Source organism: Novispirillum itersonii (genome assembly GCF_014205675.1).
GTDB classification, from domain to species: domain Bacteria; phylum Pseudomonadota; class Alphaproteobacteria; order Rhodospirillales; family Rhodospirillaceae; genus Novispirillum; species Novispirillum itersonii_A.
The window spans coordinates 376159-398343 of record NZ_JACIIX010000002.1 but is presented as its reverse complement, the minus strand read 5'-3'; the positions used below and the strand labels follow the sequence as shown (position 1 = coordinate 398343).

19 protein-coding genes are annotated in these 22185 nt (G+C 65.6%); 4 read left to right on the top strand and 15 right to left on the bottom strand.

The window, feature by feature from the left end:
- Window positions 1–82 precede the first annotated feature (82 nt).
- The 10 genes from FHS48_RS04975 to FHS48_RS04930 all read right to left on the bottom strand — a co-directional run bounded on the left by FHS48_RS04975 (window position 83) and on the right by FHS48_RS04930 (window position 10949).
- The gene (locus FHS48_RS04975; protein WP_184261976.1) at window positions 83–298 is read right to left on the bottom strand and encodes a formate dehydrogenase subunit delta; all 216 of its coding nucleotides are present in this window, start codon (window positions 296–298) and stop codon (window positions 83–85) included.
- Between the two features lie 8 nt (window positions 299–306).
- Window positions 307–1188 carry a formate dehydrogenase accessory sulfurtransferase FdhD gene (gene fdhD / locus FHS48_RS04970; RefSeq protein ID WP_184261974.1) on the bottom strand — a complete coding sequence of 294 codons (882 nt, stop codon included), beginning with the start codon at window positions 1186–1188 and terminating at the stop codon, window positions 307–309.
- Between the two features lie 7 nt (window positions 1189–1195).
- Entirely contained in the window at window positions 1196–3988 is a 2793-nt protein-coding gene (gene fdhF / locus FHS48_RS04965; RefSeq protein WP_184261972.1) for a formate dehydrogenase subunit alpha, read from the bottom strand.
- A gap of 16 nt (window positions 3989–4004) precedes the next feature.
- A complete protein-coding gene (locus FHS48_RS04960; RefSeq protein WP_184261971.1) occupies window positions 4005–5573 on the bottom strand; it encodes a formate dehydrogenase beta subunit in 1569 nt (522 codons plus the stop codon).
- Window positions 5570–6151: a formate dehydrogenase subunit gamma gene (locus tag FHS48_RS04955; RefSeq protein WP_416046499.1), complete on the bottom strand. Its 582-nt coding sequence runs from the start codon at window positions 6149–6151 to the stop codon at window positions 5570–5572. The genes FHS48_RS04960 and FHS48_RS04955 overlap by 4 nt, the downstream gene beginning before the upstream one ends.
- 202 nt (window positions 6152–6353) lie before the next feature.
- Window positions 6354–7292 (bottom strand): LysR family transcriptional regulator, encoded by a 939-nt coding sequence (locus FHS48_RS04950; RefSeq protein ID WP_184261970.1) that lies wholly within the window; start codon window positions 7290–7292, stop codon window positions 6354–6356.
- Window positions 7293–7312: 20 nt separating this feature from the next.
- Entirely contained in the window at window positions 7313–7972 is a 660-nt protein-coding gene (locus FHS48_RS04945) for a winged helix DNA-binding protein (RefSeq protein ID WP_311769081.1), read from the bottom strand.
- Between the two features lie 74 nt (window positions 7973–8046).
- Complete coding sequence (locus tag FHS48_RS04940; RefSeq protein WP_184261969.1) at window positions 8047–9348, bottom strand: TRAP transporter large permease; 1302 nt, start codon at window positions 9346–9348, stop codon at window positions 8047–8049.
- 1 nt (window position 9349) lies between these two features.
- Window positions 9350–9892 (bottom strand): TRAP transporter small permease, encoded by a 543-nt coding sequence (locus FHS48_RS04935; RefSeq protein ID WP_184261968.1) that lies wholly within the window; start codon window positions 9890–9892, stop codon window positions 9350–9352.
- Window positions 9893–9974: 82 nt separating this feature from the next.
- Window positions 9975–10949: a TRAP transporter substrate-binding protein gene (locus FHS48_RS04930; protein ID WP_184261967.1), complete on the bottom strand. Its 975-nt coding sequence runs from the start codon at window positions 10947–10949 to the stop codon at window positions 9975–9977.
- A gap of 249 nt (window positions 10950–11198) precedes the next feature.
- Here FHS48_RS04930 and pxpB point away from each other — a divergent pair, with 249 nt between their 5' ends.
- From pxpB to FHS48_RS04915, 3 genes are read left to right on the top strand one after another with little or no spacing between them, the layout of a single operon-like run.
- On the top strand, window positions 11199–11954 hold the full coding sequence (pxpB, locus tag FHS48_RS04925) for a 5-oxoprolinase subunit PxpB (protein ID WP_184261966.1): 756 nt from the start codon (window positions 11199–11201) through the stop codon (window positions 11952–11954).
- On the top strand, window positions 11951–13033 hold the full coding sequence (locus tag FHS48_RS04920) for a 5-oxoprolinase subunit C family protein (RefSeq protein ID WP_184261964.1): 1083 nt from the start codon (window positions 11951–11953) through the stop codon (window positions 13031–13033). The genes pxpB and FHS48_RS04920 overlap by 4 nt, the downstream gene beginning before the upstream one ends.
- A 38-nt stretch (window positions 13034–13071) precedes the next feature.
- Window positions 13072–13842, top strand: coding sequence for a LamB/YcsF family protein (locus tag FHS48_RS04915; RefSeq protein WP_184261963.1), 771 nt, complete (start codon window positions 13072–13074; stop codon window positions 13840–13842).
- A 164-nt stretch (window positions 13843–14006) separates the two neighbouring features.
- Here the strand turns inward: FHS48_RS04915 and FHS48_RS04910 are convergent, their stop codons facing one another.
- From FHS48_RS04910 to FHS48_RS04890, 5 genes are all read right to left on the bottom strand, one after another.
- Window positions 14007–15104 (bottom strand): AbrB family transcriptional regulator, encoded by a 1098-nt coding sequence (locus tag FHS48_RS04910; protein WP_184261962.1) that lies wholly within the window; start codon window positions 15102–15104, stop codon window positions 14007–14009.
- A gap of 208 nt (window positions 15105–15312) precedes the next feature.
- Window positions 15313–16416 carry a DUF1513 domain-containing protein gene (locus tag FHS48_RS04905; RefSeq protein WP_184261961.1) on the bottom strand — a complete coding sequence of 368 codons (1104 nt, stop codon included), beginning with the start codon at window positions 16414–16416 and terminating at the stop codon, window positions 15313–15315.
- Between the two features lie 3 nt (window positions 16417–16419).
- Complete coding sequence (locus FHS48_RS04900; RefSeq protein WP_184261960.1) at window positions 16420–17574, bottom strand: imelysin family protein; 1155 nt, start codon at window positions 17572–17574, stop codon at window positions 16420–16422.
- Between the two features lie 68 nt (window positions 17575–17642).
- The gene (locus tag FHS48_RS04895) at window positions 17643–19103 is read right to left on the bottom strand and encodes a di-heme oxidoreductase family protein (RefSeq protein WP_184261959.1); all 1461 of its coding nucleotides are present in this window, start codon (window positions 19101–19103) and stop codon (window positions 17643–17645) included.
- A gap of 92 nt (window positions 19104–19195) precedes the next feature.
- The gene (locus FHS48_RS04890; RefSeq protein ID WP_184261958.1) at window positions 19196–20464 is read right to left on the bottom strand and encodes an imelysin family protein; all 1269 of its coding nucleotides are present in this window, start codon (window positions 20462–20464) and stop codon (window positions 19196–19198) included.
- A gap of 192 nt (window positions 20465–20656) precedes the next feature.
- On the opposite strand from FHS48_RS04890, the gene FHS48_RS04885 reads away from it, so the two are divergent.
- Window positions 20657–22165, top strand: a complete 1509-nt coding sequence (locus FHS48_RS04885) for a multicopper oxidase family protein (protein WP_184261957.1) — start codon at window positions 20657–20659, stop codon at window positions 22163–22165.
- Window positions 22166–22185 lie beyond the last annotated feature (20 nt).

The following is a 22185-nucleotide window of genomic DNA, read 5'->3' as shown; positions in this document are numbered from 1 at the left end:
GGTTGGTCCGGCCCTGCCGTCCTGTCCTACGATGTCCGGGTTAGTTGCCCCGGATCTTGACTGTTGATGATGGGAAATACCCTCAGCCGGAAACCGGCCGGGGCGGGAAGGCCTTGCAGACCAGCGGATCCAGCTCCGCCCCCCCGGCGGCAATCAGGGCATCGAGACCCTGCCGCATACGGGGATCCCAGAAACTCCTGATATGCTGCGTGATTTCCGCGACCGCCTCATCTTCCGGGTATGCCCGGAAGTAACCGGCAATCTGATTGGCCATCCGCACCAGATCCGCGCTGTCCATTGTTCTCTCTATCCCCTGCCATCCCTGCCGGTCGGCATCCCTGCCGGACCGCTCTGTTCATCCTGTCCCGCCTGACCACCGCTGAAGCGGACCACGCCACCGTCGCGGTGGGCGGCCAGCACCGTCAGGCCCGCCGCCTCCGCCAGCCGCAGCGCCAGCGCCGTCGGCGCCGACAGGGTCGCCAGCACCGGAATCCCGGCAGTGGCGGCTTTCTGCACCAGCTCGAAACTGCACCGGCTGGTCATCACCACAAACCCTGCCGCCGGATCCCGCCCGGCCCGGGCCATGGCCCCGATCACTTTATCCAGCGCGTTATGCCGTCCCACATCTTCCCGTGCAAGGACCACGGTCCCGTCCGGGGCACACCACGCCGCCGCATGGACCGACCGGTTCAGCCGGTTCTGCGGCTGATGGTCCGGCAGGGCCATCAGGGCCTTCTGCACCGCGTCCGCCGTCACCGTCAGCGGGGTCACCCGCTGCCCGGGCCAGCGGACGGCCCCGTCCAGACTGTCCACCCCGCACAGGCCACAGCCGGACCGCCCGGCGAGGGTCCGGCCCCGGATGGCCTCTTCCTGCACCGCCGCCGGGGTCACCGACAGGTGAACCACCAGCCCGTTACAGTCCTCCTGCACGGCAATGTCTTCCACCGCCGCCGGATCGCTCAGCACCCCTTCCGCCAGCGCAAAGCCGACCGCAAAGTCTTCCAGATCCGCCGGGGTCGCCATCATCACCGCCAGCGTGGAGCCGTTGACGGTCACCGCCACCGGCACCTCTTCCGGCACCAGCCAGTCAACCGCCACCGGGACCGGGGCGGCAGGCTGGCTGCGCAGCCCGCTGACCCGCACCGATCCCGGCACTGCGTCCGGCTGATCCATGATGCCGTCCTTCATGACCGGGTCATTCCGCCGCCGTCACCTGCGGAGTCTGGTTCGACAGAGTGACCTGCACGGCCGTCACCTTGTATTCCGGACAGTTGGTGGCCCAGTCGGAGTTTTCCGTGGTCACCACATTGGCCCCGGTCACCGGATGGTGGAAGGTGGTGTAAACCACCCCCTGCGGCATGCGGTCAGAGATCATCGCCCGCAGCCCGGTTGCCCCCTTGCGGCTGGCCAGCGACACCAGATCACCGTCGCGGATGCCGCGTTCCTCGGCGTCATGCGGATGGATCTCCAGAATGTCTTCCGGGTGCCACGCGACGTTGCCGGTGCGGCGGGTCTGGGTGCCGACGTTGTACTGCGACAGGATCCGTCCGGTGGTCAGCAGCAGCGGGAAGAAGCGGGAGGCCCGTTCCTCGGTCGCCACATAGTCGGTCAGCATGAACCGGCCCTTGCCACGCACGAACCCATCGACATGCATCAGCGGCGTGCCGTTGGGGGCGGCGTCATTCACCGGCCACTGAAGGCTGCCCTCGCGGTCCAGCCGGTCGAAGCTGACCCCCTTGAAGGTCGGGGTCAGGCGGGCAATCTCGTCCATGATCTCGGCAGCGCTGTCATAGCGCATCGGATAGCCCATCGCCGCCGCCAGATCACAGGTCACTTCCCACTCATGCTTGCCGGTCTGGCTGCGCATCGCCGGACGCACCCGGTTAATGCGGCGTTCCGCGTTGGTGAAGGTGCCGTCTTTTTCAAGGAACGAGGTGCCGGGCAGGAATACATGGGCATAGTTGGCGGTTTCGTTCAGGAACAGGTCCTGCACGATCACACACTCCATCGCCTCCAGCGCCGCCGCCACATGATTGGTGTTGGGGTCTGACTGGGCGATGTCCTCGCCATGCACGTACAGGCCGCGGAAGGACCCGCCGATGGAGGCGTCAAACATGTTGGGGATGCGCAGGCCCGGTTCCGGATCCAGCGCCGTGCCCCACACCACTTCAAACAGAGCACGCACGGTATCATCAGAGACATGACGGTAGCCGGAGAACTCGTGCGGGAATGACCCCATATCGCAGGAGCCCTGCACGTTGTTCTGACCGCGCAGCGGGTTAACCCCGACACCGTCGCGGCCGATATTGCCGGTGACCATCGCCAGATTGGCCATGCCCATCACCATGGTCGAGCCCTGACTGTGTTCGGTCACGCCCAGCCCGTAATAGATCGCCGCATTGCCGCCGGTGGCGTACAGGCGGGCCGCCCCGCGCACCTCCGCCGCCGGAACGCCGGTGATCGCCTCCACCGCTTCCGGGCTGTGACGCGGATCGGAAATGAAGGCTTCCCAGCGGGCGAATTCCGTCAGGTCACAGCGCTCCTCGACGAAGGCGCGGTTGACCAGCCCTTCGGTGACGATCACATGCGCCAGCGCGTTGACAATCGCCACATTGGTGCCGGGGCGCAGTTGCAGGTGATGTTCGGCGCGGATATGCGGGCTTTCCACCAGGTCGGTGCGGCGCGGATCGACCACAATCACCTTGGCCCCGGCCCGGATGCGCTTTTTCATGCGCGAACCGAACACCGGATGGGCATCGGTCGGGTTGGCCCCGATCACCAGCAGCACATCAGACTGATCGACGCTGCGGAAATCCTGCGTTCCCGCCGAGGTGCCGAAGGTCTGCTTCAGGCCATAGCCGGTGGGCGAATGACAGACCCGGGCACAGGTATCGACATTGTTGTTGCCGAAGGCGGCGCGGATCATCTTCTGCACCACGAACACTTCTTCGTTGGTACAGCGGGAGGAGGTGATCCCCCCGATGGCATTCTTACCGTATCTGGCCTGAATCGCCTTCAGGCGGGTGGCGGCAAAGCCGATCGCCTCTTCCCACGACACTTTCCGCCACGGTTCGTGGATGGTGTCGCGGATCATCGGGCTGGTCACCCGATCGCTGTGGGTGGCATAACCCCAGGCGAAGCGCCCCTTGACGCAGGAATGCCCTTCGTTGGCCCCGCCGTCCTTCCACGGCACCATCCGCACCACGGTTTCGCCCTGCATTTCGGCCTTGAAGGAGCAGCCGACCCCACAGTAGGCGCAGGTGGTCAGCACGCTGTGTTCCGGCTGCCCGTGGTCGATCACCGCCTTTTCCATCAGCGTCGCGGTCGGGCAGGCCTGTACGCAGGCCCCGCAGGACACACAGTCTGACGCCAGAAACCCTTCATCCATCCCGGCAGCGATCTTCGAGGCAAAGCCCCGGCCATCAAGGGTCAGGGCGAAGGTGCCCTGTGTTTCCTGACAGGCGCGGACGCAGCGGGAGCAGACAATACACTTGGCCGGATCAAAGGTGAAATACGGGTTGCTGTCGTCTTTCTGCGCCGTCAGGTGGTTGGCGCCGTCAAAACCGTAGCGGACCTCCCGCAGGCCGACCTTCCCGGCCATGTCCTGCAATTCGCAGTCGCCGTTGGAGGAACAGGTCAGACAGTCCAGCGGGTGGTCAGAGATGTAAAGCTCCATCACCCCCTTGCGCAGGGCGGCCAGACGCGGGGTCTGGGTCAGCACGTCCATCCCCTCCGCCACCGGTGTGGTGCAGGAGGCCGGGGTGCCCCGCCGCCCTTCCACCTGCACCAGACACAGGCGGCAGGAGCCATAGGCATGCTGGCTGTCCGTGGCGCACAGGCGGGGAATGGAAATCCCCGCCTCAGCCGCCGCCCGCATGATCGAGGTGCCTTCGCGGGCGGAGACGGTGCGGCCATCAATCCGCAGGCTGACCATCCTGTCGCTGCCGGAGGCCGGAGTACCGTAATCCTGTTCTTTGATCAGGGTCATGATCTGCCCTCCTCGCTTATTCGGCTGCCTGCGCCGGGGCGCTGGCCGGGCGGTCAAAATCTTCGGGGAAATGCTTCAGGGCGGAGCGCACCGGCAGCGGCGTCAGCCCGCCCATGGCGCACAGCGATCCTTCAGTCATCACCATGCACAGGTCTTCCAGCAGGGTCAGGTTTTCGTCCCGGCGGTCTCCGGCGATGATGCGGTCAATCACTTCCACCCCACGGGTGGAGCCGATGCGGCACGGCGTGCATTTGCCGCAGCTTTCAATGGCGCAGAACTCCATGGCGAACCGGGCCTGTTTCGCCATATCGACGCTGTCATCGAACACCACGATGCCGCCATGGCCGACCATCGCCTCTTCCGCCGCGAAGGCTTCATAATCCTTCGGCAGGTGGAACAGATGTTCCGGCAGATAGGCCCCCAGCGGCCCGCCGACCTGCACCGCCCGCACCGGACGGCCGGAGGCCGTACCGCCCCCGAAACGATAGACCAGATCGTGCAGGGTGATCCCGAACGCGGTTTCAAACAGACCACCGTGGCGGATGTTACCGCCCAGCTGGAACGGCTGGGTCCCACGCGACCGACCGACCCCGAAGTCCCGGTAGAACGCCGCCCCTTTGGCCATGATCACCGGCACCGAGCACAGCGACAGCACGTTATTGACCACGGTCGGCTTGCCGAACAGCCCTTCCAGCGCCGGAAGCGGCGGCTTGGCGCGGACCATGCCGCGCTTGCCCTCGATGCTTTCCAGCATCGCCGTTTCCTCGCCACAGATGTAGGCACCGGCCCCGGTTCTCACTTCGAGATCGAAACGATGGCCGGAGCCATGCAGGGCAGCCCCCAGCCAGTTCTGTTCATAGGCCAGATCAATCGCCCGCCGCAGGGTGGCAATCGCATGCGGATATTCCGACCGCACATAGATGTAGCCCTGCGTCGCCCCGACGGCGAGGGCAGCAATCGTCATGCCCTCGATCAGGCAGAACGGATCCCCTTCCATGATCATCCGGTCGGCGAAGGTGCCGCTGTCGCCTTCATCGGCGTTGCAGCAGATAAACTTCTCGTCCGCCTTCGCATCGAGAACGGTGCGCCATTTGATCCCGGTCGGGAATCCGGCACCGCCGCGTCCGCGCAGGCCGGAGTCCGCCACTTCGGTACAGATGTCCGCCGGGGCCATGGTCAGTGCCCGCTCCAGCCCGGCGAAGCCGCCATGGGCCCGGTAGTCTTCCACCGACAGCGGATCGGTCAGGCCACAGCGGGCAAAGGTCAGGCGCTGCTGGTGATGGAAAAACGGAATCTGCTCCGTCAGGCCATGGCCCAGCGGATGGGCACCACCGGTCAGGAACCCGGCCTCGAACAGCTCCGGCACCTGCTCCGGGGCCACCGGCCCATAGGCGACCCGGCCCTGTGCGGTGGCCACTTCCACCAGCGGTTCCAGCCACAGCATGCCCCGGCTGCCATTGCGCACCACCGTCACCGCCTGATGGCGGCGGGCAGCTTCCGCCACAATGGCGGCGGCAACCTCATCGGCACCGACCGACAGCGCGGCGGCATCGCAGGGTACATAGACCGTGATCATCTCCGTCATGACCGCACCCCCGCCACCAGAGCGTCAAACCGGGCCGGGGTCACCCGCCCCACCAGTTTTTCATCCAGTATCAGCGCCGGAGACAGGGCACAGTTGCCAAGGCAGTAGACTGCCTCCAGCGAGAAAGCGCCGTCTGCCGTGGTTTCGTGGAAATCAACGCTGAGGTGATCCTTGATATGGGCAATCAGCGCATCCGCCCCCATCGCCTGACAGGCTTCCGCCCGGCAGACCTTCAGGATATGGCGGCCGGGACGGCTGCGGCGGAAGTCATGATAGAACGTAACCACCCCATGCACATCGGCCCGCGACAGGTTCAGGCTGCGGGCCAGCAGCGGCAGGGCTGCATCGTCGATACAGCCAAAGCAGCCCTGAAGGGCATGCAGCATCGGCAGCAGCGCCCCGCGCTGCCCGGCGAAACCGTCGATGATCTGCTGGGCCAGCGCCGCATCCCACGGGCGGCTGGAGCCGCCCGCCAAAGGCGCGTCCAACAGGCGGCTGGAGCCGCCCGCCATGGGAATGCTGGCAGACAACGGGGCGTTGCCGCCCGCCTCTGTGCCAGAGTGCCGGGGGTCAGTCATGACTCCTCCCATTTTCTTTTCTTCTCTCTTGATCCGGCGGCGGACGGGGCACCCACCCCGCAGGCAACGCCGGTTGTTACCGCATGCTGCGGTCCGGCGGGGTCCGTCTGCAAATTTTTTTTGCCAATACTGCGATAGCAAAAATCTATCAGAGCACCCTCCAGAAAGGGTTCCAATGCCCAATCTGACCGGTCAGGTAATTTTAAAAACCTATGACACCCGTGGTCCGCAGACGGTTCCGGGTGTATTCGGCAATGCGTGTGGACAGTTTATTCTCCGTGGCGGAGGCGGCCAGCGCCTTGGCCATCGGCAGCGGCGGGTCGCGGTCAGCATAGACCAGCCCGACCACATAGGTGATATCCGGGGTGATCAACGGCAGCGCCACCAACCCCTCATCCGCAGGGGTCAGGGTCAACAGTTGCCCCGGCACCACGCTGGACCAGCGGCCATGGCGGACGTTGACGAACAGATTCATCAGCGAATTGGTTTCCAGCGTCGGCGTCACCGTGCATCCGGCCATGCGGAAGGCCCCTTCGGCAATCCGGCGGTTCTGCATGTCCGGGGTCAGCAGGCACAGCGGCACCTGCGCCGCCTCGGCCCAGCTCACGCCGCTGCGACCATCCCAGTCGCGGCGGCGGGTCAGCAGGAAGTACCGCTCGGAATACAGCGGCACCATCCGCACATGCGACAGCGGCTCGTTATCGAGATAGGTGACGCCGACATCGATTTCGAATTCGTCCAGCCCGCGTTGGATTTCCCGCGAACTCAGCGACACCACCGAAATCCGCACATCCGGATACCGTTCGGCAAAGGGGCCGATGACATGGCCGATGGCGGGCAGCGCGGTCGGGATCACCCCCAGCCGCAGGGTGCCGCTGATCCCCTGCTGCAACGCCCCCAGATCCTGCAACAGGCTGTCCCGCTCGGCGAGAATACGGCGGGCATGTTCCAGCACCTTCAGCCCTTCCGGGGTAAAGCCCTGAAATTTCTGGCCCCGTTCAACAATCGGGACCTGAAGATCGGCCTCCAGCTGGCGGATGGCATTGGACAGCGTTGGTTGCGAAACGTTGCACGCCGCCGCCGCCCGGCCAAAATGCCGTTCCCGCGCCAGCGCCATCAGATAGATGTATTTGCGGAACATGCCGCCCCCGGCCCCTGCACTCAGACCGAGGACACCGACCGTGCCGCCTGATCGTAAAAGCCGGACAGACCGCGCAGCATCGTCGCCATCCGGCGCAGATCCTCGCCATCGCTTTCCAGCGAGCGGATCGCCTCGACCAGACAGCGCTCCCGCAGGTCACGGTAGGCCTTGCAGACCTGCTGGCCTTTCTCGGTGGTGCGGTAGAAGCGTTCCTTGCCCTTCCGTTCCCCTTCGACCAGCTCGGCCTTCAGCAGCTTTTTCATCGAATAATTGACGGTGTGCTGGTCTTCAATGTTCAGCACAAAACAGATGTCAGCCAGACGCTTGGCGCGTTTACGGTGGTTGACGTTGTGCAGAACCAGCACGTCCAGCGGACTGAAGTCGGGATACCCGACCGCCGCCTTGCAACGGGTCATCCAGCGGCTGAAGGCGTTGAACGCCACGATCAGCCCGTATTCGTATTCCGACAGTTGCCAGGCTTCGTCCGAGGCCAGATGCTCCGACGAGACAATCATGGTGGCCGGCATCGCCGAGGCGATCCGCGCCACTTCATCCAGCAGTTTGCGCCGGGGGCGTGCAGCATCCCCTTCAGCCGTGGCTTTCGACTTGGCGGAAGCACGGGGTTTGCGGGCCGGTTTGGCCTCAGGCTTGGGATCGGGAGTGTCGGCGGTGCCGGTCACGGGTCTCTCCTGTCAGATCTGGCCCCGATTACAGCACCGCCACACGGACAGCGCAATGGTTGCGCGCCAGACAGTTACATCTGGTTAGGCAGCCACAGGGCAATGTCGGGGATAATGGTAATCAGCACAAGCGCCCCCGCCATGATCAGGAAGAACGGCAGGGTCGCCATCGCGATCGTAAAGATGTTGCGGTTGGTCAGGGACTGGATGACGAACAGGTTGAAGCCGACCGGCGGCGTGATCTGGGCCATTTCCACCACGAACACCAGATAGATGCCAAACCAGATCGGATCAATTCCGGCGGCCAGCACCATCGGCAGGATCACCGAGGTGGTCAGCACCACCATCGAAATCCCGTCAAGGAAGCAGCCGAGGATGATGAACAGAACGGTCAGGGCCGCCAGCAGGGCATAGGGGGACAGATGCAGCTCGGCCACCCACTGCGCCAGTCCGGCGGGAATACCGGTGTAACCCATGGCGGTGGTCAGGAAGTTGGCACCGGCCAGAATGAAGGCAATCATGCACGACATCTGGGTGGCACCGGTCAGGCCCGCCTTGAAGGTCTTCCAGTTGAGATCCCCGGAGACCCGGGCCAGAACCAGCGCGATGGCAACCCCGACGGCGGCGGCATCGGTCGGCGAGGCAATCCCGCTGTAGATCGACCCGATCACCCCGCCGATCAGGATGAACACCGGCCCCAGCCGCTTGATCGCCAGAATGCGGTCGGCCCAGGTCACCGGCACCGCATCTTCCTGCGGCAGGCGGTGACGGTTGATCAGCGACCACACCACCACATAGCCGACGAACAGGGCCAGCAGCAGCAGCCCGGGGATCACCCCGGCCATGAACAGACGGGCAATCGACTGGTCGGTGGCGACACCGTAGACGATCATGATGATCGACGGCGGAATCAGCAGGCCAAGGGTGGCCGACCCGGCCAGAGTCCCCAGCACCATGTTTTCCGGGTAGCCGCGCTTCAGCAGTTCCGGCAGGGAGATCTTGCCAATGGTGGCGGCGGTGGCAGCGGAGGAACCGGACACCGCGGCAAAGATGCCGCAGCCGAACACGTTGACATGCAGCAGACGCCCCGGCAGGCGGGTCATCCACGGGGCCAGACCGGCGAACATGTCGCTGGACAGGCGGGACCGGAACAGGATTTCCCCCATCCACAGGAACAGCGGCAGCGAGGCCAGAGACCACTGGTTGGCCCCGCCCCACAGGGTAGAGGCCAGACTGGTGCCCAGCGGCGCGTTGGAGAACAGCGCCATACAGACGGCCCCGACACCCAGCAGCGAAAACGCCACCCACGTCCCCAGACCGAGGAACCCAAACAGGGCGACCAGAGAGATGATCGCGGCAAGAAGCATTTCCGACATCTCATTCACCTCCTTCGAGGGAATCAAGGGCCGGATCCGCCGTGCCCAGCAGACCGGCAATCAGGGAATCCACCACGGCAACCCCGAGAATGGTGGTCCCCAGCGCCATCACCGCCTGCGGAATCCACAGCTTCACCGGGATCATCCCGCCGGAGACGTCGCCGAATTCCAGACTGTCGCGCACCAGCTCCCATGCATGCCAGGTGGTGAACAGGGTCAACCCGACCGCAATCACCGCGCACAGCACATTGGCCCAGCGGCGCAGCCACAACGGCAAAGCCTGAAGGATCAGCGAGACGCGGATATGTCCACCGGCCCGGAAGGTGGAGGCCAGAGCGAGGAACGAGGCCCCGACCAGAAAGAAGCCGCTGAAATCGGTATACCCGGGAATCGACAGGCCATAGGCGGTCCCGGTGGTCAGCTTGGCAATAAAATCAATACAGTTGGCGATGACCTGCAACAGAATCAGACCAAAGATGACACACAGGCACAGGGCGGCAACCAGCCCGCTTCCTGCATAAAGACCGTCCAGAGTCCGGCGCATGGGGGAAAGCCCTCCGGCATGAGGTAGATACAAAACGGGCGGAGAGATGCCCAAAATCACCGCTCCGCCCGGATCGCAGACCTTACTTCTTGTAGGCCTTCAGGATGGCTTCACCATCGGCACCGGCCATGGCGCTCCATTCCTTCACCAGCTTGTCACCGGCCTGCAACAGCGCCGCGGTCACTTCCGGCGAGGCTTCGCGGACCGCCATGCCGTTCTTCTCAAGCTCGGCGGTCATCGAGGAGGCTTCGGCGAGGCTCATGTCCCAGCCGCGCTTTTCGGCACGGGCAGCGGCATCGGTCACCGCCTTCTGCACATCAGCCGGCAGGGCATCAAAGGCCTTGGCATTGACCACCACGATGTTCTTCGGCACCCACGCCGCCACATCATAATAGTTCTTCACGAAGTCCCACGCTTTGGAGCCGACGCCGGTGGACGGCGAGGTGATCATCGCTTCCACCTGACCGGTGGCGAAGGCCTGCGGAATATCCGGCACCTGCACCTGAGTCGGCACGCCGCCCAGCAGGGTGGCGAGACGTTCGGTCATCGGGTTGTTCGAGCGCATTTTCATGCCCTTGAAATCCCCCGGAACCTTGACTTCGGTCTTGGTGTACAGGCCCTGCGGCGGCCACGCCACGGCGTACAGCACCTTCAGGCGCTGCTTGCCGAGTTCCTTCTCGATCATCGGGCGCGAGGCCTGCCACAGGCTGTTGGCCTGCGTGTAGCTGGTGGCGAGGAACGGCACCGCATCGGCTTCGAAGATCGGGTTTTCATTGCCCAGCGTGGAGAGGAAGAATTCCCCGGCCTGCGCCTGACCGCTGCGGACGGCATTCTTGATTTCCGGATGCTTGATCAGCGACCCGGCGGAGTGAACGTTGATCACCAGCTTGCCGCCGGTGGCCTGTTCCACATCCTTGGCGAATTCACGGATATTGGCGGTATGGAAAGTCGAATCCGGATAAGGGGTCGGCATGTCCCACTTATCAGCGGCCAGAGCCGGAACGGACAGGCTGACAGCCAGACCGGCAGACAGCAGGATTCCACGCAGTTGCAGCATCACGGGTGCTCCCTGTGTTTAAATTTTGAAAGTTGGATTGTGTGCGCAAGTGACGAAAAGATGTCATCATTACGTTGACAACTTGTCAACGTTTTTGTTAGAACGCTTGCAGGAAACAGAGCCTATAACCGATCAGTCCGGACAGGTTTCCACGGCCGCAAGAATGCCGGTAAACCACGGATTCAGTAAAGAAAACTGCTCTCGCTCCGTCATTCCTCACCACACCACTGCGATACTGAACAGGGAGTCATGCCGGTGGAAATCGAGGCTATCCGTCCCCTTGCCGATACGGCTTTTACCCTGGATCTGGCACCTGCCGTCGGGGAAGACGCCGCCCGCCGGGTCCACACCGCCACCTCCGTTCTCAACGCCGCGATTGCCGAAGGCCAGCTGCCCGGCGTCACCGAAGTTGCGGCGGCGTTCCGGTCCGTGACCGTTCATCATGACCCGCTGCTGTCCGACCGGGCAACGGTGTTGAAGACCGTTCTCGCCCTGCTGGAGCGCACGGAGCCGGTCGCCAGCCTGACCGGCACCCTGTGGAGCCTGCCGGTCTGCCATGATGGTGATTTTGCCCCCGATCTGGAAGATGTGGCGACCCGCACCGGTCTGCGCCCGGATCAGGTGATCGAGCGCCATCTGGCCCCGGTCTATTCCGTCTATTGTATCGGTTTCCTGCCCGGCTTCCCGTTCATGGGTGACATTGACGCCTCGCTGCGCCTGCCGCGCCGGACCAGTCCGCGCACCCGCGTGCCCGCCGGATCGGTGTCGATTGCCCTTGGCATGACGGCCATCTATCCGTGGGAAAGCCCCGGCGGCTGGCATCTGCTCGGCCGTTGCCCGGTGCCGCTGTTTGACAGCACCCGCGCCGCCCCGGCCCTGCTGTCCGCCGGGGACCGTGTCCGGTTCCGCGCCGTCGGGCGGGAAGACTACGACCGTTTCGCCGCCGCCGCTGCGGCCGGAACCCTTGACCTGACCCAGTTCCGTCAGGCGGGAGACACCCCATGAGCCGGTCCCTTCAGATTGTCAGTCCCGGTGCCCTGTCGCTGATTCAGGATGGCGGCGCCATCCGCAGCCGGGCCCTTGGCGTCCCGGTAGCGGGATGCCTTGACCGCACCGCCCTGATCCTGACCAATGCCCTGCTGGGCAACCCGGAAACGGTGGCGGTGATCGAGGTCCGGCTGACCTGCCCAACCCTGCGGGCCAGCGGCGGACCGGTGCGGATTGCCCTGTCCGGCACCCTCTGCGGCCATATTCTGGCTGCGGACGACCCGGAAAACCGTCGCGAGGTCCGGCCATGGACCGCCTTTACGCTGTCGGACGGCGAAACCCTGAAACTGGCGGCCCCGGAGCGGGGCGGAGTCGGTGTGATCGCCGTTGATGGCGGGGTGGCGGTGCCGGAGGTGCTCGGCAGCCGTTCCACCCAGATCAAGGCCGGGTTCGGCGGTTTCAATGGCCGCCCGCTTCAGGCCGGGGACGCCCTGCCGCTGCTGCCGCTGACGGAAGAACTGCCGCGCCAGTCCCTGTCCCTGCCGGAAGGGTTTGACCTTGGTGACGGGCCGATCCGGGTGGTTGCCGGGCCGCAGGAAGAGTATTTCACCGCCGAAGCCTATCAGACCCTGACCTCCACCCCCTTTACCGTCAGCCGCGAGGCCGACCGCATGGGGTTCCGTCTGGAAGGTACGCCGCTGAAGCACGACCCGGCCAAGGGCAGCGACATCATTTCCGACGGGATTGCCCCGGGGGCGATGCAGGTTCCCGGTTCCGGCCTGCCAATCATCCTGATGGCCGATGCCCAGACCACCGGCGGCTACCCGAAGATTGCGACGGTGATCAGCGCTGACCTGCCGCGTCTGGCCAACCGGGTGCCGGGCGACAGTATCACCTTCACGCTGGTGACGGTGGAGGAGGCAGAACGCGCCGCCCGGGCCCTGCGGACCCGGCTGGATGCCGCCATTGCCACCATTGCCCCGGAACGCCGCCCCGGCGAGATTGATCTGGACGCCCTGTACAGCACCAATCTGGTCGACGGGATGGTCGATATGAGGCTGGCCGACCATTTCCCCGGCCACCTTTATGATGAATAAGGCGCGGCCTGTTTCCCTTTTTAAGGAAGGACTCCGTCATGCAGATCAATCTGAACGCTGACCTTGGGGAAAGTTTTGGTCCCTGGGCCATGGGCGATGATCCCGCCCTGCTGGAAATCGTCAACAGCGCCAATGTCGCCTGCGGCTTCCATGCCGGGGATCCGCTGGTGATGCTGCGCACCGTCGAACTGGCCCGTGACCGGGGCGTCAGCATCGGTGCCCATCCCGGTTTCCCGGATCTTCAGGGCTTCGGCCGCCGCCCGATGACCCTGCCCCCGGCGGAGCTGGAAGCTGTCCTGCTCTATCAGATGGCCGCCCTGTCCGGGGTTGCCGCCGCTGCCGGGCACCGGATGACGCATGTGAAGGTCCATGGCGCTCTCAGCAACATGGCCTGTGCCGACCGCACCCTGTCGGAGGTGATCAGCCGGTCGATCAAACGCTTTGATCCGTCGCTGATCCTGCTGGCCCCGGCGCTGTCGCCGCTGGCCGCCGCCGGGGTTGATGACGGGCTGACGGTGGCGCTGGAAGTGTTCGCCGACCGGACCTATCAGGAAGACGGTCAGCTGACCCCGCGCAAGCTGCCGGGATCGGTGCTGCATCACCCGGAAGAGTGCGTCGCCCATGTGCTGAAACTGGTGGAGGCCGGCGGCATCGTCACCACCAGCGGCACGGTTCTGCCCTGCGCCTTCCACTCCATCTGTCTGCATGGAGACGGCCCGGAAGCGGTGGCTTCGGCCCGCGCCATCCGCGCCGCCCTGCTGGAACGCGGCCACACGCTGGCTGCCCTGCCCGACCTGTTCCGCGGTTAAGGTTTTCTCCGCGCCCCAGTTACCGGCTGTCCTCTGTGGCCGGTAGTCCTGCCCGGATCCGTGCGAACGGAACCGGGCAGGCCCGGACGTCAGCGTGTTCCCCGTCTGACGCCCTGTTTATGTGTGTTCTTTATCTGTGTTCTTTTCTGAGACTATACGCACCTTCAGCCGCCCGGCGGATCTTCCGTCCGGGCGGTCTTTTTTCCGGTCCGCAATTCAGGAAACATCACACGCACCACCAGCGGCAGGGCAAAAGCGGTGAACAGCACGCGAAACAGGTGATGCCCGCCGACAAAGGCTGGATCGTAGCCCAGCGCCATTGCCACAAACACCATCGCTTCCAGCCCGCCGGGGGCATAGGCCATCACCATCTGCCCGAAGCCAAAACCGGTCAGCCAGCCGACCAGCGCCGCCAGCCCGGTGGCCAGAACCGCCGCGATCAGGGTGCCGCCGACCGCCGTCGGCAACATCTGCAACAGCTGACGCGGAGGGGTCCCGGCGAAGCGGGTGCCGATCATCGCCCCCAGCACCAGCAGGCAGCCGGACAGAACCGGCTGCGGCAGAGTGGCATGGCTGAGGCCGGTTCCATGCAGCACCGCACTGCCGATCATCCCGCCCACCATCAGCGACGACGGCATCCGGCACAGATGCAGCACGCCACCCAGTGCCAACGATGCCCCGATCAGTACGGCAATCTGCCCCGGATCATGCGACAGCCGGGCGGCGGCGGGAGCAACAGTGGCCATCGCCCCGCCCATGGTCACCACCACCGGCAGAATCAGCACCAGCAGGAACAGGCGGATAGCATGGACCAGCGCCACCTGCCGCACATCAGCCTTAACCTCAATCGCCAGCGCCAGAACAAACCCAAGGCTGCCGGGGACCGAGGCCATAAAAGCGGTGATCCGGTCAGCGCCGCTCAGCTTGCGGTAGTATCCCATCAGGGCGGTCATCACCAGCGGCAGGGTCAGAATCACCCCCAGCAGGGTCCACGGCCAGCGCGGCAATTCCGCCACCACCGCAGGCGTCACCGCAGCCCCCATGGCAATGCCCAGCAGCAGCAGGACCGGCTGCCGCAGCTGCTGCGGCATCACCACCCGCACCCCGCACAGGGCCAGCGCCGCCGTCGCCAGCATCGGTCCGGAGACCCAGGCCGCCGGCAGGGCCAGAAGATCAAACCCCAGCGCCGCCACGGTTGATGCCACAACGGTTACCACCCATCCGGTCAGATCGGCGCGGGTGGGCAAGGCTGGCAGCGGCATCGGGGGATCCTCTCCGGTAAGAGCGTGGTCCGGCCCGGCAGACTCCGGCCCGGCGCAGACACAACTCCTGATTCAAGCAGGGAGAGCGTTCACACCCGTTAAACGGTCGTCCTCTGAGCCGGGAACGCTCCGGTTTCTGAAGAGGTTCCAGCCTATCGGCCCAGACAGCCTGCAACAAGTGCCATTGCGGCCCGGTTTTACGACCCCGTCATGCAAAAAGCGCATGGTTGTCCCATTGCACGGTTTCCCGCGCCAGAAGCTCCACCTGCCCCTCCGCAGAAAGCCGGAGCACGTCACCATAGCCGGTGGTCAGCACCACCCGCCTCCCGTCAACGGCCAGACCACAGACATCGGGACGCCGGATCTGTTCCACCCCACCGTTATGCAGACCGTGCAGGGCCAGCCCACCCGGAGGGCTGGTAACAACGAATCCCCCGTCCGCCGTGGCAACGATACTGCCGCAGTACTGCCGCAGCGCAGCCACCGTTTCGGCAGCCACCGGCAGCCAGTCCAGTTCCCGGCCGCGCTGATGCCGGGCCAGCAGGGGCACCGCATCCGCCGGATTGCCCTGATACTGCCCGGCCACCAGCACCGCCCCGTCCGGGGTTTCCGCCAGATGGCGCAGGCTGACCCGTTGCAGCGTTTCCGGCGGACGCACCTGCTCCAGCAGGCGGCCATCAGCGCCGTCGAGATAGACGAGGGAGGTATCCATCGCCCCGAGATTCAACTTCATCCGCCGGGTATCCGGGCTGGTGAGAATCCCACCGTTGGCCACCACCAGCGTCCGGCCATCGGCCATCAGGCGGATTTCATGCGGTTCAATGCCATGGGTCGGCACCTCGCCCAGACGTTGGCCCGAGGCAACCTCCCACACCCCCAACACCCCGGTTTCCCCGTCTTCCAGACGGTCATCGGCCCGGACTTCGGTGGTGTACAGCAACCGCCCATCGGCGGTGAAGGCGGCATGGCCCTGAAAGCTGCGCCCCTGCGGGGCCTGCCACAGCGCCAGAGTCCGGCCATCCTCCGGATCGACCAGCAGCACCGTGCTGCCGGGACGGCGTCCGGGGAAGGCGGCGGTCCGCCGGTCCGGCGACAGGGCCGGGCCATGCGCCCGGGCCGGAAGTGCCTGCCGCCACAGGATTCCCCCCTCCGGGTGCCAGCCGACCGCATAATCACGGCCATCCGTCCCACGGGCGGAGCTGAGCAGCAGCGGCCAATCGTCGCCCTCCGCCGCTGCATGCCCCCGCCCCGGCACCGCCAGAGCCACCCCGGTTGCCATCAGCCCTTTCAGGAGTCCCCGCCGCGACAGCATCGGTCAGTCCCCGTCCAGCGCGTTGAAGCCGATCCCCAGCCCGAGAATGCCATTCACATCCGTCTGGACCGACACCAGCGCCGTCTGAAGGTTGCCGCGCACCAGTTGCAGGGTCCGGTAACCCTCGGCACTCCCCAGCGTTCCCCGCCAGTCCCCCTTCAGAGTCTCCAGCAGGCGCAGGGCTTCGGTCAGGCCATAGCTGACTGACACATCCACATCCTCGCCGTCCGGGTGGCGGCGCACCAGCGTGCGCAGGCTCAGTTCCCCGGCGCTGCTGCCGTAATAGGCGGTCCGCGCCGCCTCGGCATTGGCGCGCAGGGCAGCAAGGGTCAGGTCCGCCCGCCACGCCTCGCCCTTCTCGGCGCGGGCCTTGTCCGGCCCGCTGCCCAACGGCCCGGACAGCTTCAGGTCGGCCATCACCTGCAACCCGGTACTCAGGCTGCCATGCAGGGCCTTCAGGGCCTCCACTGGGGCACGGAACGCCGGGGTCCCGGTTTCCGCCGCCAGCATCTGCTGCCGGAATCCGTCCGGACGGGTCCAGCCGTCCAGCGTGTCAGCCGCCATCGTTTTCACGGTATCGGCAATCGCCGTCACCACCTGACAGCGGCGCTGCGGCGTTCCGTCGGCAGCATCATCCCACAGCAGACGTTCCAGTGCCGGGAACCCCTGCACGGCAATGCTGCCACCCCGGAAACCCCGACCAGGCTCAACCTCTTTCAGGGCGGGCGGATCGGCCTCAGTCAGCAGGGCCTTCAGATGCTTGCCGCCCAGCCCCTTGGGATCCGGCCAGTATTCAATGCGGTGAAACCGGTCCTGCTCCATCACCGGCCCCAGCCGCAGGTGCTGCACCCGCTGCCAGGCGGTGAAGGCCGCCGCATGCGCCCCCCGTACTGCCGGGATCTCCGCCCCGGACAGGGTGCTGTCAGCGCAGGCCTTTCCCGCCTCCTGCGCCAGTGTCGCCGCCGCGACGGAAAACGCCTGATAGCCGGGGATGATCTGATGATCGATCTGAGCCACCACCAGCGCCATCATATCGGCATCAGAGACCACCCGTGGGTTCTCGGTATCCTTCCCGGCCAGAGCCGGGGAAACGGACAGGCCAGCCGCAACGGCGACCCCGGCCATGACGGTCATAAAAGGGGAAGACTTGCGTCCCATCTTGTCTCTCTCTCCGGCTTCAGCGCACCGTGGCAGGAACAGGATTCAACCACGGCAGACAGGAATCATCACAGGGATTTCAGAAAAGCCAGCAGGGCCTCGCGGTCCGCCGTCGGCAGGGCCTGTACCCGGTCGCGGGCGGCAGCGGCCTCGCCACCATGCCACAGGATGGCTTCCAGAACCGTGCGGGCCCGGCCATCATGCAGATATCCGGCCCGCGGGCTGACCACCCCGGTCAGCCCCAGCCCCCACAGCGGCGGCGTCCGCCACTCCCGGCCATTCGCCTGCCCTTCCGGGCGGCCATCGGCCAACCCATCGCCCATGTCGTGCAGCAGAAGGTCGGTATAAGGCCAGATCGTCTGCCCGGCCACCACCGGATCAACCCCGGCATCCCCCCCGGCGCGGGCGGTGCGCTGCTGCGGGGTGTGGCAGGCGGCACAGCCGGTGGCGGTGAACAGCGCCTTACCGCGCAGCACCTGCGGATCTGTGGCGGCAGCCCGGTCCCGGGCCGGGCCGGACAGGGTGCGGGTGTAAAACAGCACCAGATCGGTGACGGCGTGCGGGGCCTCAAGGTTTTCATACTGCGGGCTGTTGCCGCTGGGGGCGGTCAGGCAGTCCGCCTGCGCCGCCGTACAGTCCCCGGAGGCTTTGGGGAACAGCGGGGTCGACAGGCCGATATCACCGTTGAAGGCGCTCTGGTTCTGCTGGTCCAGCGTCGGCTGCCCGGCTTTCCAGCCAAAGCGCCCGATCCGCACCGCTCCGGCGGCCACATCCCACACCCGGTTGGCCCGGCCGGAGATCCCGTCGCCATCGCGGTCATCCGGATCCTCATGGGCCAGAAGATCGGCCTCCGGCACCGCCTCCAGCAGGCCAAGGCCGATCATCGGCGGGGCAACGCGGGGGGAAACCATGACCTGCGGATCCAACGGCCCATAGGCAAGGCCGGTGATCCGGTAGTGCGGCTGGCGCAGCGGAACCCAGTCCCCATCCGCCAGACGGACCCGCTGCTCGGTCCAGTCAATCTCCACCTTCCCCTCCGCCGGGTGGCCCTGCACCGAAGAGGTCTGAAGCTGGGTTCCGTAAACCGGATCGGGGATCACCGCCTGCCGCCCGGAGGCAAGGACCTGCCGTTCGTCCTCCGTGCGCGGCGGCACCGACAGCCGCAGGAAGAAAGCTTCGGACCCCATGGTGCCATCCGGCAGATGGCCGCGCCCGTCGCCGACGTGGCAGCGCTGGCAGGAGCGGGAATTGAACAGCGGCCCCAGCCCGTCCGCCGCCTGTGTTGACGCCGGGGCCGACACCCACAGGCGCCGGAAGAAACTGTCCCCCAGCCGGAACCGCATCATCTGGTCTGCCGTCAGGGTCGCTGCCGGGCGGGTGAAGGCCTTTCTGTCCCGGAGCTGATGATGGGTCAGGTCCCCCGCCGGACGGTCCTCCCCCGGGGTAAAGGCCACAGGCTCCACCGCCCCCGCCGGGGTGGACAGACCGAGGACCGAACACAGAAGCAACGGCAGAACCGCGTATTTCATAGCAATTCCAGACAGAGGCAACCGGAAGGACCAACGGGGGCCGGAAGACTCTTCCGGCCCCCGCGGGCACAACAGCAACAGATCAGGCGGAATTACTTACCGACCGCCGACGGGTTATCGAGGCTGTCAGAGCCTTCAAAGGCAATCTTTTCCAGCCCCATCACCTTGGTGGTGCGTTCGATCACCTTGGTCTGGGCCAGCAGGGCATCAATCGCCGCCTGCACTGCCGCGTTCCCGGCGGCATTGCCTTCACCGATCATCTGGTCATAGGCCTCGCCGCCGTTGGCGCGGTCCACCAGAACCTGCATCTTGGCCACCGAGGCATCCAGCGCCGCCGCCAGTTCCTGCCCTTCGGCGGCCGGAACGATGTCCTTCAGGGCCGGACCGCTGATGACGCTGCCGTCAAGGCGGGTATAGCTGCCGGTGAAGACGCTGCGGATGCCGACGGCATCGTAGTAGTGGGAGTTATGGGTGTTGTCAGAGAAGCAGTCCTGCTCTTCTTCCGGGTCATGCAGCATCAGGCCCAGCTTCATGCGTTCCCCGGCCAGTTCGCCGTAAGACAGGCTGCCCATGCCGGTCAGCATCGCCACCAGCGCCTTTTCCGGCTTGCCCTTGGTCAGGGCCTTGCCGGCGGCACCCTTGGCCGACCACGCCTTTTCCATTTCCGACAGGTCGTCAATCAGCAGATCAACGGCGGTCTTCAGGTACTGGATCCGGCGCTCGCAGTTGCCGTTGGTGCAGGCCTTGGGGTCAAAGTCGGTGACCTTGCGGTCCCCGGCACCCGGGCCGGTGCCGTTCAGGTCCTGCCCCCACAGCAGGAATTCAATGGCGTGATAGCCGGTGGCGACGTTCGCCTCGATCTCGTCGATGCCATGCAGGGTCTTGCCCAGCAGCTTCCTGTCGATCTTGCTGGCGTTGATGGTCTTGCCACCCAGCTTGACCGACTTGTTGGCGATCACATTGGCCCGGAAATACGGGTTTTCGTCCGACTCCTCGCCATATTTGGCGGTGTCGACATAGTCGATCAGGCCTTCGTCCAGCGGCCAGGAATTGACCTTGCCTTCCCAGTCATCAACGATCGGGTTGCCGAAGCGGTAGACTTCGGTCTGCATGTACGGCACGCGGGCGGCCTTCCATGCGTCCCGGGCCTTGGAAAGGGTTTCCGGGGTCGGGTTGGCGATCATCGCGTCAACCGCCGTCTTCAGGGCCTTGGCGGCAATCACCGTATCCTGAAACTTGGCATGGGCGATGGTGACATAGGTGGCAACCACTTCCTTGTTCGACGGCGCTGCCGCCTGCACCGGAAGGGATGCGCCAACCACCATGGCCAGAACCGACGTTGCCGCCAACAGCGCTTTCATCCTGCTTCTCCCCGCTTCAGAGCGTAAGGTTGCGTATGGTAAGGGGCCGTACCGGCGCAAAGATCCGGGATCTGATCCGGCGCGGCGCCTTTGTGTGGTAACGCCGCCGTCCGGCAGGGTCAATGCAAATTATTTGCAAAATCACTCGCAGGGCCGTAAGGTAAAGCCAGCAAAAGAAAAATGGTTTTCGCCATGACCGGACATCCCTGTATCAGCCGCCGCACCCTGCTGCGCGGTGGCGTTGCCGTTTCTACCGCCGCCACGGTTTCCGCCGCTTTTCCGCCGTTGCTCGGCGGCCGGGTCGCCCGGGCCGCCGGGGTCAGCGCCGCATTCTCGGCACAGCCCCTGCCCCACAGCTTCCGCCCCGGACGGACCGAAACCCTGTGGAGCTACCGGGCCGACGGAGCCGCCGCCCCGGGCACCGCCCCCCAACCGATGATCCTGCGGGCCAGACAGGGGCAGCCGTTCACGGCGGTGTTCACCAACCACCTGCCGGAACCGACCACCGTGCACTGGCACGGGCTGCGGCTGCCGGTGGCGATGGACGGGGTGCCGTTCCTGACCCAGAACCCGGTCAACCCCGGTGACAGCTTCACCTATACCTTCACCCCGCCGGATGCCGGAACCTTCTGGCTGCACCCGCACCTGAACAGCCTGACCCAACTTTCGCGCGGCCTGTCCGCCCTGCTGATCGTCGAGGAAGCCCAGGACCCCGGCTTTGACGCCGATATCCCGCTGTTGCTGCGCGACTGGCGGATCGGCAGCGACGGGGCGTGGCTGGATCTGGTCGATGAACGGGAATCCGGGCGGGCGGGCACCTTCGGCCCGCTGCACACCGCCTCCGGGCAGGAAGCCCCGGTTCTGACCGCCCCCGCCGGAGGGCTGGTGCGCCTGCGGCTGTGCAATGCTGATGTCACCCGCATCCTGCGGATTGTTGCCGATGACCTGCCCAAAGGTGCGGCGGTACAGGTGATCGCCATCGACGGCCATCCGCTGGCAAAGCCGGAGACACTGGACCGCGAAAGCATCGGCCCCGGCATGCGCTGCGACCTGCTGGTGCGGATGCCGGAGCGGGCCGGAGACCGCGTCAGCTTCAGCAACACCTCCAGCAGCAGCCCGTGGACGGTGGTGACCCTGACCGCCGAGGGCCCATCGCGGAAACGGCGGCTGCCGCAACGGAACCCCCTGCCCGCCAATCCGGTGAGCAGGCCGGACCTGAAAACCGCCGAAAGCCTGCGCTTTGACTTCGGGGCCGGGGTTGAGGACGGGGAAAAAAGCAGCACCGCCAAACCGGCACTGTGGTCGATCAACCGCCGGGCGTGGGTGGAGGCCTATGGAGTCACCGGCCCGACGCCGGAGTTGCCGATGCTGCCGGGCCAGAGCTTCGCCGAGGCCAAAGCCGCCATCTGCGGCGACGGCACCCCGCTGGCGACGCTGGAGCGCAACCGCACCTATCTGCTGGAACTGACCAACTACACCCCGCATCCACACCCGATCCACCTGCACGGGCTGGCGGTGCAGATGGTCTCCTCCACCCGCGACGGGCTGCGGATCGGACAGATCGGCGATACCGTGCTGCTCGGCCCCAAGGAACGGGCGGTGGTGGCGGTGGTGGCCGACAACCCCGGCGACTGGATGATGCACTGTCATATCATCGAGCATCAGGCCAGCGGCATGATGGGGGTGGTGCGGGTGACCTGACCCCGCACCGGACGCCCGCC